This is a genomic window from Burkholderia sp. AU45274 (assembly GCF_030482505.1).
Taxonomy (GTDB): domain Bacteria; phylum Pseudomonadota; class Gammaproteobacteria; order Burkholderiales; family Burkholderiaceae; genus Burkholderia.
This window is the reverse complement of sequence record NZ_JAUJQE010000021.1, coordinates 42789-56898: the sequence shown is the minus strand read 5'-3', so window position 1 is coordinate 56898 and position 14110 is coordinate 42789. Positions and strand designations below refer to the sequence as shown.

13 protein-coding genes are annotated in these 14110 nt (G+C 64.1%); 10 read left to right on the top strand and 3 right to left on the bottom strand.

All coding sequences use genetic code 11. From position 1 onward, the window contains the following. Positions 1 to 278: 278 nt before the first annotated feature. From QZM35_RS36785 to QZM35_RS36755, 7 genes are all read left to right on the top strand, one after another. Positions 279 to 1421 carry an acyl-CoA dehydrogenase family protein gene (locus QZM35_RS36785; protein ID WP_039341340.1) on the top strand — a complete coding sequence of 381 codons (1143 nt, stop codon included), beginning with the start codon at positions 279 to 281 and terminating at the stop codon, positions 1419 to 1421. A gap of 78 nt (positions 1422 to 1499) precedes the next feature. Beyond that, positions 1500 to 1997: a MaoC/PaaZ C-terminal domain-containing protein gene (locus QZM35_RS36780; protein WP_039341337.1), complete on the top strand. Its 498-nt coding sequence runs from the start codon at positions 1500 to 1502 to the stop codon at positions 1995 to 1997. A gap of 11 nt (positions 1998 to 2008) precedes the next feature. After that, complete coding sequence (locus QZM35_RS36775; protein ID WP_301777723.1) at positions 2009 to 3220, top strand: thiolase family protein; 1212 nt, start codon at positions 2009 to 2011, stop codon at positions 3218 to 3220. A gap of 20 nt (positions 3221 to 3240) precedes the next feature. Next, positions 3241 to 3660, top strand: a complete 420-nt coding sequence (locus QZM35_RS36770) for a Zn-ribbon domain-containing OB-fold protein (protein WP_089434251.1) — start codon at positions 3241 to 3243, stop codon at positions 3658 to 3660. A 111-nt stretch (positions 3661 to 3771) separates the two neighbouring features. Next, positions 3772 to 4920 (top strand): CaiB/BaiF CoA-transferase family protein, encoded by a 1149-nt coding sequence (locus tag QZM35_RS36765; RefSeq protein ID WP_039341329.1) that lies wholly within the window; start codon positions 3772 to 3774, stop codon positions 4918 to 4920. Between the two features lie 291 nt (positions 4921 to 5211). Then, a complete protein-coding gene (locus tag QZM35_RS36760; protein WP_039341326.1) occupies positions 5212 to 6129 on the top strand; it encodes a LysR family transcriptional regulator in 918 nt (305 codons plus the stop codon). A 79-nt stretch (positions 6130 to 6208) separates the two neighbouring features. After that, positions 6209 to 7093, top strand: coding sequence for an MBL fold metallo-hydrolase (locus tag QZM35_RS36755; protein WP_089434252.1), 885 nt, complete (start codon positions 6209 to 6211; stop codon positions 7091 to 7093). A gap of 69 nt (positions 7094 to 7162) precedes the next feature. On the opposite strand, the gene QZM35_RS36750 is transcribed toward QZM35_RS36755, so the two are convergent. Next, a complete protein-coding gene (locus QZM35_RS36750) occupies positions 7163 to 7798 on the bottom strand; it encodes an SDR family oxidoreductase (RefSeq protein ID WP_301777722.1) in 636 nt (211 codons plus the stop codon). A 189-nt stretch (positions 7799 to 7987) separates the two neighbouring features. Then, a complete protein-coding gene (locus tag QZM35_RS36745; protein WP_039341316.1) occupies positions 7988 to 8908 on the bottom strand; it encodes an alpha/beta hydrolase in 921 nt (306 codons plus the stop codon). Positions 8909 to 9057: 149 nt separating this feature from the next. Between QZM35_RS36745 and QZM35_RS36740 the strand changes: the two genes are divergently transcribed. The 3 genes from QZM35_RS36740 (at position 9058) to QZM35_RS36730 (ending at position 12822) form a co-directional block, all read left to right on the top strand. Further along, positions 9058 to 9984, top strand: a complete 927-nt coding sequence (locus tag QZM35_RS36740) for a LysR family transcriptional regulator (protein ID WP_089434254.1) — start codon at positions 9058 to 9060, stop codon at positions 9982 to 9984. A 613-nt stretch (positions 9985 to 10597) separates the two neighbouring features. Further along, positions 10598 to 11317, top strand: a complete 720-nt coding sequence (locus tag QZM35_RS36735; protein ID WP_039353478.1) for a response regulator transcription factor — start codon at positions 10598 to 10600, stop codon at positions 11315 to 11317. Continuing rightward, positions 11317 to 12822, top strand: coding sequence for a HAMP domain-containing sensor histidine kinase (locus QZM35_RS36730; protein WP_301777721.1), 1506 nt, complete (start codon positions 11317 to 11319; stop codon positions 12820 to 12822). The genes QZM35_RS36735 and QZM35_RS36730 overlap by 1 nt, the downstream gene beginning before the upstream one ends. 24 nt (positions 12823 to 12846) lie before the next feature. Here QZM35_RS36730 and QZM35_RS36725 read toward each other — a convergent pair whose 3' ends face one another. Further along, positions 12847 to 13947, bottom strand: a complete 1101-nt coding sequence (locus tag QZM35_RS36725; RefSeq protein WP_301777720.1) for an AraC family transcriptional regulator — start codon at positions 13945 to 13947, stop codon at positions 12847 to 12849. Positions 13948 to 14110: the final 163 nt, after the last annotated feature.

Sequence of the window (14110 nt, the reverse complement as noted above, 5' to 3'; positions counted from 1 at the left end):
GTACCGCCGCCGGAATGATCGCGAACGTGCCCGACGATTCCAAAACAGGAACGTCGGGCACGTTTCATTTGGAGCGCGAGGTGGCCTCGCGCGATCGAACATGACCGTCCCTCGGAGCAGATCGCCCGACGCGAAGGTGTCGCTTACCGTCTTCGCCATTTTCGAATTGCCGCTTCGAAAATGACCAGTTGGATCGCTTCCGACGTGGCCCTAACCTGAAGGTCATGACGAACAAGGCCGATGCGCGAGCAGACGCCACACAACTGGAGCGAAGACAAATGGCAAACTTTCTCGACGAATCGCAAACGATGTGGCTCGACACCGTGAACAAGTTCATGGACAACGAGATCACCGTCGAATACGTGCGCAAGTGCGACATGAATCGCGACTACCCGTACGAGGCGTACGAAAAGATCGCGAAGCAAGGGTGGCTGGGCATCCTGATTCCGGAAGCCGAGGGCGGCTCGGGCGGCGACATTTTCGACTACTCGCTGATGGCCGAAGGCCTCGGCAAGTTCGGCTTCGACTTCGCGTGCTCGGTGCTCGTGCCGACGTTCACCGCGATGAACATCATCAAGTTCGGCACGCCCGAACAGAAGAAAAAATACGTGCAGCCGTTCATCGACGGCAAGATCCGCTTCTCCGTGTCGATTTCCGAGCCCGATGCCGGTTCCGATGCGGCGAACACGAAGACGCGCGCCCGCCGCGACACCAACGGCGACTGGATCGTCAGCGGCCAGAAGCTGTGGTGCAGCGGCGCGGCGGCGAAGGACACCGTGATCGCGATGCTGGTGCGCACGAGTACCGACGACAAGCACAAGGGCCTGTCGGTGCTGCTGATCCCGAACAACACGCCGGGGATGGTGATCAACAAGCTGCCGACGCTCTCGCGTCACGCGACCGGTACGACCGAGATCTTCCTCGACGAGGTGCGTGTGCCGGGCGACGCGCTGCTGGGCGAGGAAGGGCAGGGCTGGAAGATCATCACCGAACACCTCGAGCTCGAGCGCTGCGCGGTGGCCGCCGCTTATACGGGTAACGCCCAGCAGGCAGTGACGACGGCGACGCGCTACGCGCACGACCGTATCCAGTTCGACCATCAACTGTACGACTTCCAGGTGATTCGCCACCTGCTCGCCGACTGCCAGACGAAGGTCGACGCGGCGCGTCTGCTCTGCTATCGCGCGGCGCGGATGGCGGCGGACCATGTGCCGTGTAGCCGCGAGGTGTCGATGGCGAAGCTGTATGGGTCCGAGACGCTGAAGGAGTGCGCGCTCGCCGGCATGCAGATCCTCGGTGGCTACGCCAACCTGCCGGAAGCCGACATGGAGCGCTACCTGCGCGAAAGCATTCAATCGACGATCGGCGGTGGCACGTCGCAGATCCAGCGCACGATCATCGCGAAATCGATGCGCCAGTAACGTCGTATCGCTTCATCCGAACGGAGCGCGCGGGCAGGACCGCGCGCCGTTACCTCGAATTCAACAGGAGACACCGTAATGAGCGTTATCAACAACAGCATCAACATTCCGCTCGACGAGCTGGAGGTGGGCACCAAGTTTCGTTCGCCTGGCCGTACCGTGACCGAGAGCGATGTCGTGATGTTCTGCATGTTCACGGGCAACTGGATCGAGATCCACTCGAACAAGGAATACGCGGAGAGAACGCGCTGGGGCGAGCGCATCGTGCAGGGCATGCTGACGTTCTCGCTGATCTCCGGCCTGCTGCAGTTCGGCCCGGCGATCCAGGCGAACTACGGCGTCGACAAGATGCGCTTCCTGAATCCGGTGAAGATCGGCGATACGGTCTACGCGAGCGCCGAAGTCATCGCCAAGAAGGAGAAGGACGACAAGTTCGGCGTCGGCACAATGCTGATCCAGGCATACAACCAGCGCGGCGAAGTCGTGCAGCGCAGCGAATGGAGCCTGCTGATGCTGCGCAAGCGCGCGGATCTCGAGGCGCTGATCGCTGAAGCGCAGCCCGAGTTCAAGGTCTGAGGAGCGCGGTCATGACTCCTCGTCCGGTTGCGGCGATCGTCGGCATGGGTGACGCCTATGCGTCACGTGCGAATCGCAAGGACCCGCTGCAGTTGGCCGCCGAGGCAACGCTCAACGCGCTTGCCGACGCGGGCATCCGCAAGGACCAGGTCGATGCGGTATTCACGGGACGCTCGCCGTGGGCCGACAAGCGTTCGCAGTGGAGCAACATCTTCATCTCGCACATGCAGATGCCGGTGACGCTCACGAGCGAGCTGACGATGCATGGCGCCGGCCTGACGTCGACGCTCGCGATCGCATCGCAGATGATCGCGGCCGGCCGTGCGGAATATGTGCTGTGCCTGCAAAGCGATGCGACCGAGCTGTTCGTCGACGCGGTGGCGATGGGCGCGGAAGCCGACGCGGACCCGCAGTTCGAAATCCCGTACGGCCCGACGATTCCGGCGTTGTATGCGCAGGCGGCGCAGCGCTACTTTCACGAGTTCGGCATCACCGAGGACGATCTCGCCGATGTCGCGATCGCGAATCAGCGCTGGGGACGTCATCATCCGCACGCGGCGAAGGCGAAGTTCGGCGAGATCGATCGCGCGGCCGTGCTGTCGTCGCCGTATGTGGCGACGCCGCTGCGGCGCTGGATGTGTTCGACGTGGGGCGGCGGCACGGGTGGCGCGCTGGTCGTGACCTCACCGGAAAACGCGCGCAACGCACGTGATCCGGTGTACCTGCTCGGTTACGGATCGGCCACGACGCACGAATACCTGACCGACCGCATGAACATGCGTCGATGCAGGTTCGACAGTCTCGGCGCATTTCCGAGCCTGACGACCACGGCAACGGCCGAGGCGGCGCGACAAGCGTATGCGATGTCGGGCCTGACGCCTGCCGACATCGACATGGCGCAGATCTCGGTGAACTTCGCGCACATGGGGCCGATCGTGATGGAGGATCTCGGTTTCGCGAAGAAGGGACGCGGCATCGATCTCTATCGGGAAGGCCGTACGAGCGTCGACGGCGATTTGCCGACCGACACGAACGGCGGCTGGCTGTCGTTTGGCCAGCCTGGCATTTCGTGCAACATGGACAGCATCGTCGAGGCCGTTCGCCAGTTGCGCGGTGAGCCGCTTGGACTGGCGCCAACGCGCCGGCCGAAGACCGCGCTCGTGCAGGGCGCCGGAGGGATGCTCGCCGCGGGTGCGGTTCTGCTCCTGTCGTCCGAGACCTGATACCCGATCGAGAGGATCCCATGACGGAAACCCATTTGCCGAATAGCTGGCCGCAACCGTACCGGTTGCTCGATGCGCAGCCTTACTGGGACGCGTTGGCCGACGAGAAACTGACGTTCCAGCGCTGTACCGCATGCCGTGAATCGGTATGGCCGGCTCATTCGTTTTGCACGCACTGCGGTGCGAAGTCGCTGGACTGGACGCAGTCGTCCGGCCGCGGCGAGATCTACTCATACAGCACGATCACGCGTGGGCCGACGCCGGTGTGGGCCGGCATCGTTCCGTACACCGTCGGTTTCATTCGCATGGACGAGGGCTATTTCCTCTTCTCGCAGATTGACGAAGTACCGGAGGCGTTGCGGATTGGCCAGCGTGTCGAGGTTCGGTTCGTGCAGCGTGGCGAACAGAAGTTGCCGGTATTCGTGTTGTCGAAACAATAACGCTGACTGCGTGATCAGGCATCGCACGTCGGCACGCGGCCGAGTCCGTATCGATGCGGCACCGGCCGATGTTGCGATGACCTGATCGAGACATTGAAGTGGAGGAGCGACATGTTACGAGATCTACCGCTTTCGAACGTGGTGGTGGTTGAATTGAGCGACAGCGCGTCCGCGCCGTTCAGCGGGAAAATACTCGCGTCGCTCGGAGCAGAAGTATGGAAGGTCGAACGGGCGACGGGCGATTCCGCGCGTGGGTGGGGCCCGAGCATGTGGAAAGGCAGCGGCGCGGCTTATCACGCATTGAATCGCGGCAAGCGCAATATCTGCATCGACATCAAGGACAAGGAGCAACTGGCGACGTTGCATCGGCTGATCGCCGAGCGTGCCGACGTATTCATTCACAACCTGCGGCCGGGGGCGGCCGCGGATTATGGGCTCGACGCAAACAGCCTGCGGATTACGAAGCCGGAGCTGATCTGCTGCGAGATCGGTGCATTCGGCCATGTCGGACCGATGAATACGCTTCCCGGTTACGACCCGCTGATGCAGGCGTTTTCCGGGATCATGAGCATCACGGGTGAAGAAGGTCAGGCACCGGTGCGAGCGGGGGTGTCGATCGTCGATTTCGGCGCGGGCATGTGGGCTGCCATGGGCATTCTGGCAGCGCTGTATCGGCGCCAGATGAAGCACTGCGGGGCGACCGTCAATGCCTCCCTGCTGGAGACCGCACTGGCGTGGATGTCCGTCGGCATCGCGAACTACAACGCCGACGGCGAACCGGGTGGCCGGCATGGGTCGGGCGTCGCGTTTATCGTGCCGCACCGTGCGTTCGCGACCGCGGATGGCTTCCTCATCGTGAGTTGCGCGAACGATCCGCTCTTCGCGCGGTTGTGTGCCGCGCTCGACCATCCGGAATGGGCGACGGACGAGCGGTTCGCGACGAACGCGGGGCGCCTGAAGAACCGCGCCGAGATCGACCGCCTTATCGGCGACCGGTTGTCGACGGGAACGCGGGAGTTCTGGACGGAACGGTTGCAGGCCGCTGGCATTCCGGTTGCGCCGATTCAGACGACCGCGGAAGTGCTGGCGCACGAGCAGACGCAGGCGCTCGGCATCATCGAGAAGCCGTCGGACGACGAGATCGGTATCGTCGGCCTGCCGCTTTCGTTCGACGGCAAGCGGTCCCCGCCGCTGCATCTCGCGAAGGATACCGGCGCCGACAATTCGCTGCTCGACAGTCTGCTGAAGGTCAGTCATTAGCCGCCTTTCCCGAGGCAGACAACGATGCGGCATGGCGGATACAGTGCCGTTCGAGTCGTCTGTCGACGCTTGATTCGCCCGCCAGCCATGCGATTTGCGTCGGGTTGGCGGGGGCATTTATTGGCGTACCGGACAGATGACGTTGGTGTACGATCAGGGTCGACGTCAGTCGACGAGGAAGCACATTGCGCTGCCATCGATGCGTTATCGTGGAGAGGCGTTTGAGAGTGGAAGTGCACGCCGTGTGACATGACGCCTGACAACGTCATGAAGACGTGCACGTGAGGAGACATGAGTACATTCAACCGATTGCACCTGATTCGTCAGGTGGATTTGTTCACGCTGAAGCTGTTCGTGTCAGCGGTTGAGGAGCAGCAGATCGGCCTGGCCGCGATCCGGGAGAACATCGCCGCGTCCACTGCAACCAAGCGTATTCAGGATCTCGAAGATATTGCCGGCGTAAAACTCCTCGAACGAGGCCCGAAGGGCGTCTCGCCCAGCCCGGCGGGCGCGGTGCTCCTGCGCTATATCCGCAAGATTTTCGATGACCTGGACGATATGCGGTCCGAGATCGCGTCGTTCACCGACGGCATGCAGGGCGAGCTGACGATCGCATCCGCACGGTCGATCATCGTTCCGTTTCTTTCGCGCGAAGTAGGCGAGTTCAGTCGGGAATACCCGCTTGTCGAACTCGTCATGCAGGAGCTCGAGAATGCCGAAATCGTGCAGGCCGTTGTTCGGGGCGAAGCCGATGTCGGGGTGTTCGCCGCCACACACGAGCTGGACCTCGGCGGCGTCGATGTCACGCCGTACCGGGAAGACCGGCTGATTGCCGTCGTTCCGAAGGGGCATCGCCTGAGCGAGCAGGCCAGCGTGACCTTCAAGGATCTCCTGCCCGAGAATGTCATCGCCGTCACGGCGATGCTTGGGGCGGTACGTGCGGCCACGCGGCGGCTGGGCGAAGAGTACAAGCCGCGCTACAGCGTCCGGAGCGCCGGTGTTGCAGTGAGTCTGGTGCAGGCCGGGCTGGGCGTCACGATTCAACCGGAATGCCTCGTCAGTCATGAACTGTTCAGCCGGGTTGCCGTGCTGGAATTGGCCGAACCATGGGCGTTGCGACGCATTCATATCGCCACGGCGCGCGGCCGAGACCAGAATCCGATTGTGCGCGCACTGATCAAGCAACTGCTGGACCGGCCTCGCGACTGAGTGACCGCGTCGGTGCTGGATGGCCACGTTCTCGCACTTTCGACATGGAAATCACCACGACAGACAAGGAGACGCTACGATGCAGCCCATTGTGCTCGGCAGGTTGGAGATTCAGAAAGTTGTCGAGATGGAAACGAGCCTTCCGATCGAAGTGCTGTTTCCGGGCGTCACTGCAGGCGACCTTTCGCGGCTGAAGGGCTGGTACTGGGACGATGTGCTTTCGCTCGATCCGGCTCAAGCGGGGTGCGGCCTGAGCATGCACAGTTACCTTGTACGATTCGGCGGAAAGACGATCCTGGTCGACAGTTGCAACGGGAACGACAAGGATCGCTCGACCGAAGCCTTTCATCGGCTGAATACGCCATGGCTCGACCGGCTGCGGAAACTCGGCATTGCTCCGGAAGATGTCGACATGGTCATGTGCACGCACCTGCACGTGGATCATGTCGGCTGGAACACGCGTCTCGACAACGGGCGCTGGGTACCGACGTTTCCCAATGCGCGCTATGTCATGAACAGGCGCGATGTCGACCATATCAGTTCGCCGAGCACCGATGCGATGATTCGCGAGCCGTGGCTCGATTCCGTCTCGCCGGTGATCGATGCCGGGCAGGCCGATCTCGTCGACGGAGACGAGGTCATTCTCGGGAAGGTCGGTGACGGCATGTGGCTGCGGCCGGCGTATGGCCACTCGCCCGGCAGCTGCATGATCCAGGCTTGCTGCGGCGGTTCGCCGGCGGTGTTCTCCGGCGACGTGGTGCATCATCCGGTTCAACTGATCCGTCCGGATCTTCATTTCGCGTATGACTGGAACGGCGATCTGGCGGAACAGGTTCGCATCGCGCTGCTCGAGGAAATCGCGGGAACCGACACGATGCTTTTCCCGGCCCATTTCAGGTATGGATCGGGCGGGCACGTCGAGCGGGATGGTGACAAGTATCGCTTCCGCTTCACCCAGGTCTGATGAGTCGGTCCCGTACGCCGGTTCATCGAGTGGTACCGATGCCCACTTGGTTCGTATCGGCGTACGGCGTCAGACGAAGGCGGGTTTGACGCCCTCGGTTCCCGGTTTGTTGACGCCCACGTTGCCGCGCATCAGCTTGTCGGGATGTTCGACGAGCTCGGTAACCAACGCAGCGACGCTTTTGCGCGAAACCTCGGTTCCCTTGAACGGTTCGTTCCGTGCCGTGACCTCATAGGCCACTTCATCGTTGTCCTGAAGCCATGCCGCGCGGAGGATCGTGTATTCCGAGTCGGAGGCTTCGATCAGATCGGCAGACTTGCGATAGGGCGGCAGATACTGCCCGATCTCCCGACGGTTCCACTCGCCGAATTCGCCCGGTACTTCATCGTAGATGCCGAGCGAGTTGATGAAGATCAGCCGTTTGACGTTCTTGGCCTTCATGGCGGCCAGGATATGTTCGGTCTGGGTGTCCACGTCGCCGGCCAGGTTGGCATAGACGATATCTTGCCCTTCCATGATCCGTGGCAGGAGTTTCTTGTCCAGTACGTCGCCGATGACGACGCTCGCGTTGGCGGGCTCGTTGCCGGCCAGTTTTTTGGGATCGCGGATGAGGAGAGTCTGTTTGACGTCCTTTTTCTCGCCCAGCATCCGTACGACCCAGCGCGCGATCTGTCCGCTGGCGCCGAGGATCAATACCTTGGTCATGGTGTTTATTCCGGATTTGGAAAGTAGGCTTCGCGCAAGAGCGCGGGAGCATGGTCGATGAGCGTGGCGAGACCTGCGCATGAGCGGCCACGAGGCCGCAGGTGCCCCCGCATGGAGCGTTGAGCAACGACGCCAGGAAGACTCGTGTCGGCTCCCTGGCGCGAGACGCGGCGATCGCGGCGATGGGGATTACAGGTTTTCCTTGTAGAAGGGAATCAGCTTGGCCAGCGCCTGGCCGACCGGCTCAGGCTTGTCGTAGAGGTCGTAATGCGACCAGCCTTCGACGACCACCAGTTCCTTCTTCTTCGACGCCGCGCGGCCGATAATTTCGCAGCCGTCGCGGTAGGCTCCGAAGGCACCGACCTGATCGCCGACCACCACCATCAGCGGCTGCGTCAGCAAGGTTTCGCAGAGGTGGAAGGCGTCCCAGCCGATGGCGACGGCCTGATGCGAGAACAGCGCGCGGTTGAGGCCGTTGGGTGCGCGGCCACGGTCACTGCGGTAGTACTCGGTGGCGCCCAGCACGTCGATTTCCTTGATCCCGGCTTCTTTGGCCGCCTCGGGCGAAGGCGGCAGCAAGTCGTCCACGCGCAGCGCGGCACCGCGGGCCTCTGCCGTGCGCTGCTTGGCCATGGCCTCCAGCGCACCGATCGGATCAAAGCCGCTGAAGCCTTCGCGCATCAGGCGGCCATAGTTGGCGCCAGTGACCGTACCAACCGCCTTGATGCGGCGCTCGGTCATCGCTGCATTGATCGAGTAGCCGCCGCCGCCGCAAATGCCCAGCACGCCAATGCGTTCTTCATCCACATAGGGGAGCGTTACGAGGTAGTCGCAGACCACGCGGAAATCCTCGACGCGCAGTGTCGGGTCTTCGGTAAAACGTGGTTCGCCGCCGCTGGCACCCTGGAAGCTGGCGTCGAAGGCGATGACGACGAAACCTTCCTTGGCCAGCGCCTCGCCATACACGTTCCCCGATGTTTGCTCCTTGCAGCTGCCGATCGGATGCGCGCTGATGATGGCGGGATATTTCTTGCCTTCGTCGAAGTTCGGCGGGAAGTGGATGTCGGCTGCGATATCCCAATACACATTCTTGATCTTGACGCTTTTCATGACAGCTCCGTTCAGGGAAGGGGGTAAGTTCGCCAGGCCGAATCGTGGGTAGCCAAGCGGCAACGACTCGAATATAGAGAGCCGATTGGAATTCCGTAAGATCGCAATCTGGACTACAGTGGTATCTTCAAATTGACAATGGCACCTGCATGGATCCCTCACTGCTTCCGTCTCTCGCGTGGTTCGCCCATGTTGCACATCATCGTAGCTTCACGAAAGCGGCTGCGGAAATGGGGGTTTCTCGAGCGAACCTGTCGCAGAACGTGAAGGCGCTCGAACGCCGGCTGAACGTCAAGCTGCTGTATCGAACGACTCGCGACATGTCGCTGACCGAAGAGGGGCAGCGGCTCTACGAGGTGTGGTATCCCGCCCTGGTCGCGGTCGAGCGGACAGTCGACGCGTTACACGAGGCGCGCGACGAGCCGTCGGGGTTGATTCGTATGAATACTTCGCGTGTCGCGGCGAAGACATTGATCGAGCCACACTTCGAGGAGTTCAGTACCCGCTTTCCGAGACTGGGTCTCGAGTTGGTGATGGATGACGGTCTTGCCAACATCGTCGCCGACGGGTGTGACGTTGGTATCCGGATCGGCGAGAGCCTCGCTCAACACATGGTTGCCGTGCCGATAACGCCGAATCTGGAGATGGCGGTGGTCGGCACGCCGGCCTACTTCAAGCGCTACGGCAAGCCGGTGACGCCGACCGATTTGGCGCAGCACAATTGCTTGCGCTTCCGGCAAGTGAGTGGGGCAATTCATCCGTGGGAATTTACGTCGCCGGAAGAGTCGGGCCACAGTTTCATGGTGGAGCCGCGGGGCAGCATTACCACCAATGACGACGACGGGATGATCCGCGCGGCGTTACAGGGTGTCGGACTCATCCAGCACATCGACATCGCCGTGCAGCAACATCTGGATTCCGGCGCACTGGTGCGTGTGTTGCACGCGTGGTGCAAGCCCTTTGCGGGCTTTTATGTCTACGCGCCGACCCGCGCGCAGATGCCGGCCAAGGTCAGAGCGCTCATCGATTTCCTGGTGGAGAAGCGCGAGGCAATTGTTGCCTCCCGCGCCAGATAGGCTGAGCGGCGTTCGATGCCGACGAACTTTCCTGCTTTGACGTATTGCATCCATAGGCCTCACCGGCTCGTTGACGCACGGGGTATAGGGCAGCTGTTTTTCGGTCCTGCACGAGTCGACCTGTTGCGGGGGATGACCGAGGTAAGCGCTTCTGCGCTGCAGTGCATACACGCTGTAGTGGCTTTTGCGTGCCAATCGGGTCGTCTGCGTCGGTGGTCTCCCGTATGTCAATACCGTTCGCTAAACCGTGGCGGCTGGTGGAAGGGCGATCCGAACGTAGCAGAGATCGCTGGGAGGTGTGCGTGGTGGTTCGAGTCCGCTGACTTCCACCGTCGTTCGCCACAAGCTATGTCCGCCTTTTAGTGCTTATTTGGTGTTCGCGCGGGACGACGGAAATTTTGTAAGGAGGGGCGCAGCGGAAAGCCGTGCGGGCATTGGCTCAGATCACGGTCTCAATTCAAAGTTAAATGAAATGTGATCACTCGCCGCCGAAAAATTTTGCACAATGGCGGCAGCGCGGCCCATGGCCGCGATTCCCCCCGGAGAACCCGGCCAGCCGGACCGGGGCCGGCCCGAACCGATACCAGGCACCGACGTGCCTTCGCCCGCCGCCATGGACCAACCGAAACGCATCCTGATCGTCGAGGACGACGCCGATATCGCCGACGTTTTGAGCCTGCACCTGCGCGACGAGCGCTACGAGGTCGTGCACAGCGCGGACGGCGCCGAGGGGCTGCGCCTGCTCGAACAGGGCGGCTGGGATGCGCTGATCCTCGACCTGATGCTGCCGGGCGTCGACGGCCTCGAAATCTGCCGGCGCGCGCGTGCGATGACGCGCTACACGCCGATCATCATCACCAGTGCGCGTTCGAGCGAGGTGCACCGGATCCTCGGCCTCGAGCTCGGCGCCGACGACTATCTGGCCAAGCCGTTCTCGGTGCTCGAGCTCGTTGCCCGCGTGAAGGCGCTGCTGCGGCGCGTCGATGCGCTCGCGCGCGATTCGCGGATCGACGCGGGCACGCTCGACGTCGCGGGGCTGGCGATCGACCCGATCGCGCGCGAGGCGAGCGTGGACGGCGCGCGCATCGACCTCACGCCGCGCGAATTCGACCTGCTGTATTTCTTCGCGCGGCATCCGGGCAAGGTGTTCTCGCGGATGGACCTGCTCAATGCCGTGTGGGGCTACCAGCACGAAGGCTACGAGCACACGGTCAACACCCACATCAACCGGCTGCGCGCGAAGATCGAGGCCGATCCGGCCGAGCCCGTGCGGATCCTCACCGTGTGGGGCCGCGGCTACAAGCTCGCCGCGCCGGGCCAGCGGGACGCATGATGAAGCTCACCCTTACCCAGCGGCTGTCGCTCGTGTTCTCGGTGCTGCTGCTCGCGTGCTCGGGCGCGTCCGCGTGGCTGCAGATCCGCGCGAACGACATGCGCGAGCAGGAAGTCGTGCAGGGGCTGTCGCGCGACCTGGCCGCCAACATCGTCAACAGCGTGACCCACAGCGCGCCGCTGATGGACGCGAACGGGCTGCGCCCGGACGCGGTGCGCACGTTGTTCGGGCAGTTGATGGGCGTGAACCCGAGCGTCGAGGTCTATCTGCTCGACAACGCGGGGCGGATCAAGGGCGACGATGCGCCGCCCGGCCACGTGAAGCGCGATCGTGTCGATCTCGCGCCCGTGCAGCGCTTCATCGCGGGCGAGCCGCTGCCGATCCTCGGCGACGACCCGCGCAGCCCCGATGCGCGCAAGGTGTTCAGCGCCGCGCCGCTGCAGCTGGCGGGCCAGCCGCCGTCCGGCTACATCTACGTGGTGCTGCTCGGCGAGGCGCATGACCAGCTGGCCGCGCGCGTCGACGCCGGCAATGTGCTGCGCACGACGCTGTGGTCGATGGCGCTGGTCGCGCTGCTCGGCCTGCTCGCGGGCCTCACCGCGTTCAGCTTCATCACGCGTCCGCTGCGCCGGCTGACGGACGCGATGCGCCGCTTCGACGCGAACGGCGCGCCCGACACGCAGCCGCCGGTGCCGCGCTCGCGGCCGGGCCGGCGCGGCGATGACATCGTCGTGCTCGAATCCGCGTTCGCGCAGATGGCCGACCGGATCGGCGACCAGTGGCGCGCGCTGACGCACCAGGACCAGCAGCGGCGCGAATTGATCACGAACATCTCGCACGACCTGCGCACGCCGCTCACGTCGCTGCACGGCTATCTGGAGACGCTGTCGCTGAAGTCGGACACGCTCGCCGAGAACGAGCGGCGGCGCTACCTGTCGATCGCGCTCGCGCAGAGCGCGACGGTCGGCCGGCTCGCGCAGGCGCTGTTCGAGCTCGCGCGGCTCGAATCGGGCGGCGTGCAGGCCGAGCGCGAGCCGTTCTCGCTCGTCGATCTCGTGCAGGACGTGTTCCAGAAATTCGAGCTGACCGCGCAGGCGCGCGGCGTCGCGCTGCATGCGCGGATTCCGCCGCGGGTGCCGGTCGTGTCGGCCGATCTCGGGATGATCGAGCGCGTGCTGACCAACCTGCTCGACAACGCGCTGCGGCACACGCCCGCGCACGGCGAGGTCGAGGTCGCGCTGGAGCCGCGCGGCGACCGCGTGCTCGTGACCGTGGCCGATACCGGCGAAGGGATTCCGGCGGCGCGGCGCGAAGGGCTGTTCCAGCGGCCGCAGCGGCCGATGAGCGGCGGCGCGGTGACGAGCGGCGGGCTCGGGCTGCTGATCGTGCACCGGATGCTGGCGCTCAACGGCAGCCGTATCCGGCTGGTCGACCGGGCCGGGCGCGGGGCGGTGTTTGAGTTCGCACTGGCGGTGGCCACGCCCGGCGCCGGCGACGGGCGCTGATCGTCGCCCCTGCAATGCCGGCGTTCAACCGCCGCGCTTGCGCCGCACGTCGCTCGGCGTCATGCCGGTCCAGCGCTTGAACGCGTGGCGGAAACCCACCGCGTCGCTGAAGCCGAGCGTCGATGCGATGTCCTCGGTGCTGAGCGTGGTCGTGCTGAGATAGTCGATCGCGAGCGCCTTGCGTACGCTGGCCAGCAGTTCGCTGTACGACGTGCCCTCGGCTTCGAGCTTGCGGCGCAGCGTGCGCGACGTGATGCACAGGATCGCCGCGATCGCGTCGATGTCCGGAAACTGTCCGGGCGTGCGCGTGAGTTCCTGGTACACGCGCCGCGTGACGCCGGCCTGGCTGCGCAATTCATCGAGCAGGCTCGCGCAATGCGACGACACCTGCGCGGCGGTGATCGGGTTCGCGAGCTGCGGCGCGCGCGTGAGCCACGCGGCCGGGTAGCTGAGCACGTGATGCGGCTGGTCGAACGCGATCGGGCATTCGAGCGCATCGGCCAGCATTGCCGCGTGCGCCGGCTGCGGCTGCGCGAACTGCGCGCGCGCCGGCACGCACCACGCCCCCATCACGTCCTTGATGATCGTCACGTGCAGCGCGAACTGCATGTCGATCAGGAAACGGTACAGCGGCTCGTCGAGATCCGGTAGCGCGACTTCGTGCCGGTCGGGAAACTGCCACGACACGAAGTCGCCGTGTTCGACCCAGCGGATCGCGAGCATGCCGTTCGCGAGCCGGTGATATTTGACGGCGGATTCGAACGCATGCGCGAGCGATTCCGAACACAGCATCGCGTAGCCGTACATCCCGTAGCTCGACACGTGCAGCCGGTGGCCGACACGCACGCCGAGGTCGGTGCCGTCGTAGCGGCCGATCGCATTGCGCGCGGCCGTGAGGAACTGCAGCGGCGACGTGAGCGTGAACGGGTCCGCGACGGCGGCCGGCGTGAGACCGGTGCCGTCGAGCACCGCGACCGGGTCGAGGCCGGCTTGCGCGGCCACGTCGAGCAGCACGGCCAGCTTGGCCGGCGTGAAGCGCTGCTGGCGCAACGCGTGGGTCGGCTCGACGTCCGGCAGGCGGGCTGCGCGGGCGGTCGTCGGGGTCAAGAGCGCACTGCGCGGCATGGGAGCATCCTGCGTCCGAATCGATATCGTTGACGGCACGCAATTCTGCTCGGGATCGGTCCCATGCGCCACAGGGTTCACCCTGATACGCGTGCCAGTGCGACCCGGTGCAGCGGGCTTCGGTGGCACCCCTGCCGCCGCAGCCGGGCCGGCCAGGTCGGCA

Coding starts and splice junctions, on each gene's coding strand:
- QZM35_RS36785 (WP_039341340.1), top strand. CDS start 279: ATGGCAAACTTTCTCGACGAATCGCAAACGATGTGGCTCGACACCGTG.
- QZM35_RS36780 (WP_039341337.1), top strand. CDS start 1,500: ATGAGCGTTATCAACAACAGCATCAACATTCCGCTCGACGAGCTGGAG.
- QZM35_RS36775 (WP_301777723.1), top strand. CDS start 2,009: ATGACTCCTCGTCCGGTTGCGGCGATCGTCGGCATGGGTGACGCCTAT.
- QZM35_RS36770 (WP_089434251.1), top strand. CDS start 3,241: ATGACGGAAACCCATTTGCCGAATAGCTGGCCGCAACCGTACCGGTTG.
- QZM35_RS36765 (WP_039341329.1), top strand. CDS start 3,772: ATGTTACGAGATCTACCGCTTTCGAACGTGGTGGTGGTTGAATTGAGC.
- QZM35_RS36760 (WP_039341326.1), top strand. CDS start 5,212: ATGAGTACATTCAACCGATTGCACCTGATTCGTCAGGTGGATTTGTTC.
- QZM35_RS36755 (WP_089434252.1), top strand. CDS start 6,209: ATGCAGCCCATTGTGCTCGGCAGGTTGGAGATTCAGAAAGTTGTCGAG.
- QZM35_RS36750 (WP_301777722.1), bottom strand. CDS start 7,798: ATGACCAAGGTATTGATCCTCGGCGCCAGCGGACAGATCGCGCGCTGG.
- QZM35_RS36745 (WP_039341316.1), bottom strand. CDS start 8,908: ATGAAAAGCGTCAAGATCAAGAATGTGTATTGGGATATCGCAGCCGAC.
- QZM35_RS36740 (WP_089434254.1), top strand. CDS start 9,058: ATGGATCCCTCACTGCTTCCGTCTCTCGCGTGGTTCGCCCATGTTGCA.
- QZM35_RS36735 (WP_039353478.1), top strand. CDS start 10,598: ATGGACCAACCGAAACGCATCCTGATCGTCGAGGACGACGCCGATATC.
- QZM35_RS36730 (WP_301777721.1), top strand. CDS start 11,317: ATGAAGCTCACCCTTACCCAGCGGCTGTCGCTCGTGTTCTCGGTGCTG.
- QZM35_RS36725 (WP_301777720.1), bottom strand. CDS start 13,947: ATGCCGCGCAGTGCGCTCTTGACCCCGACGACCGCCCGCGCAGCCCGC.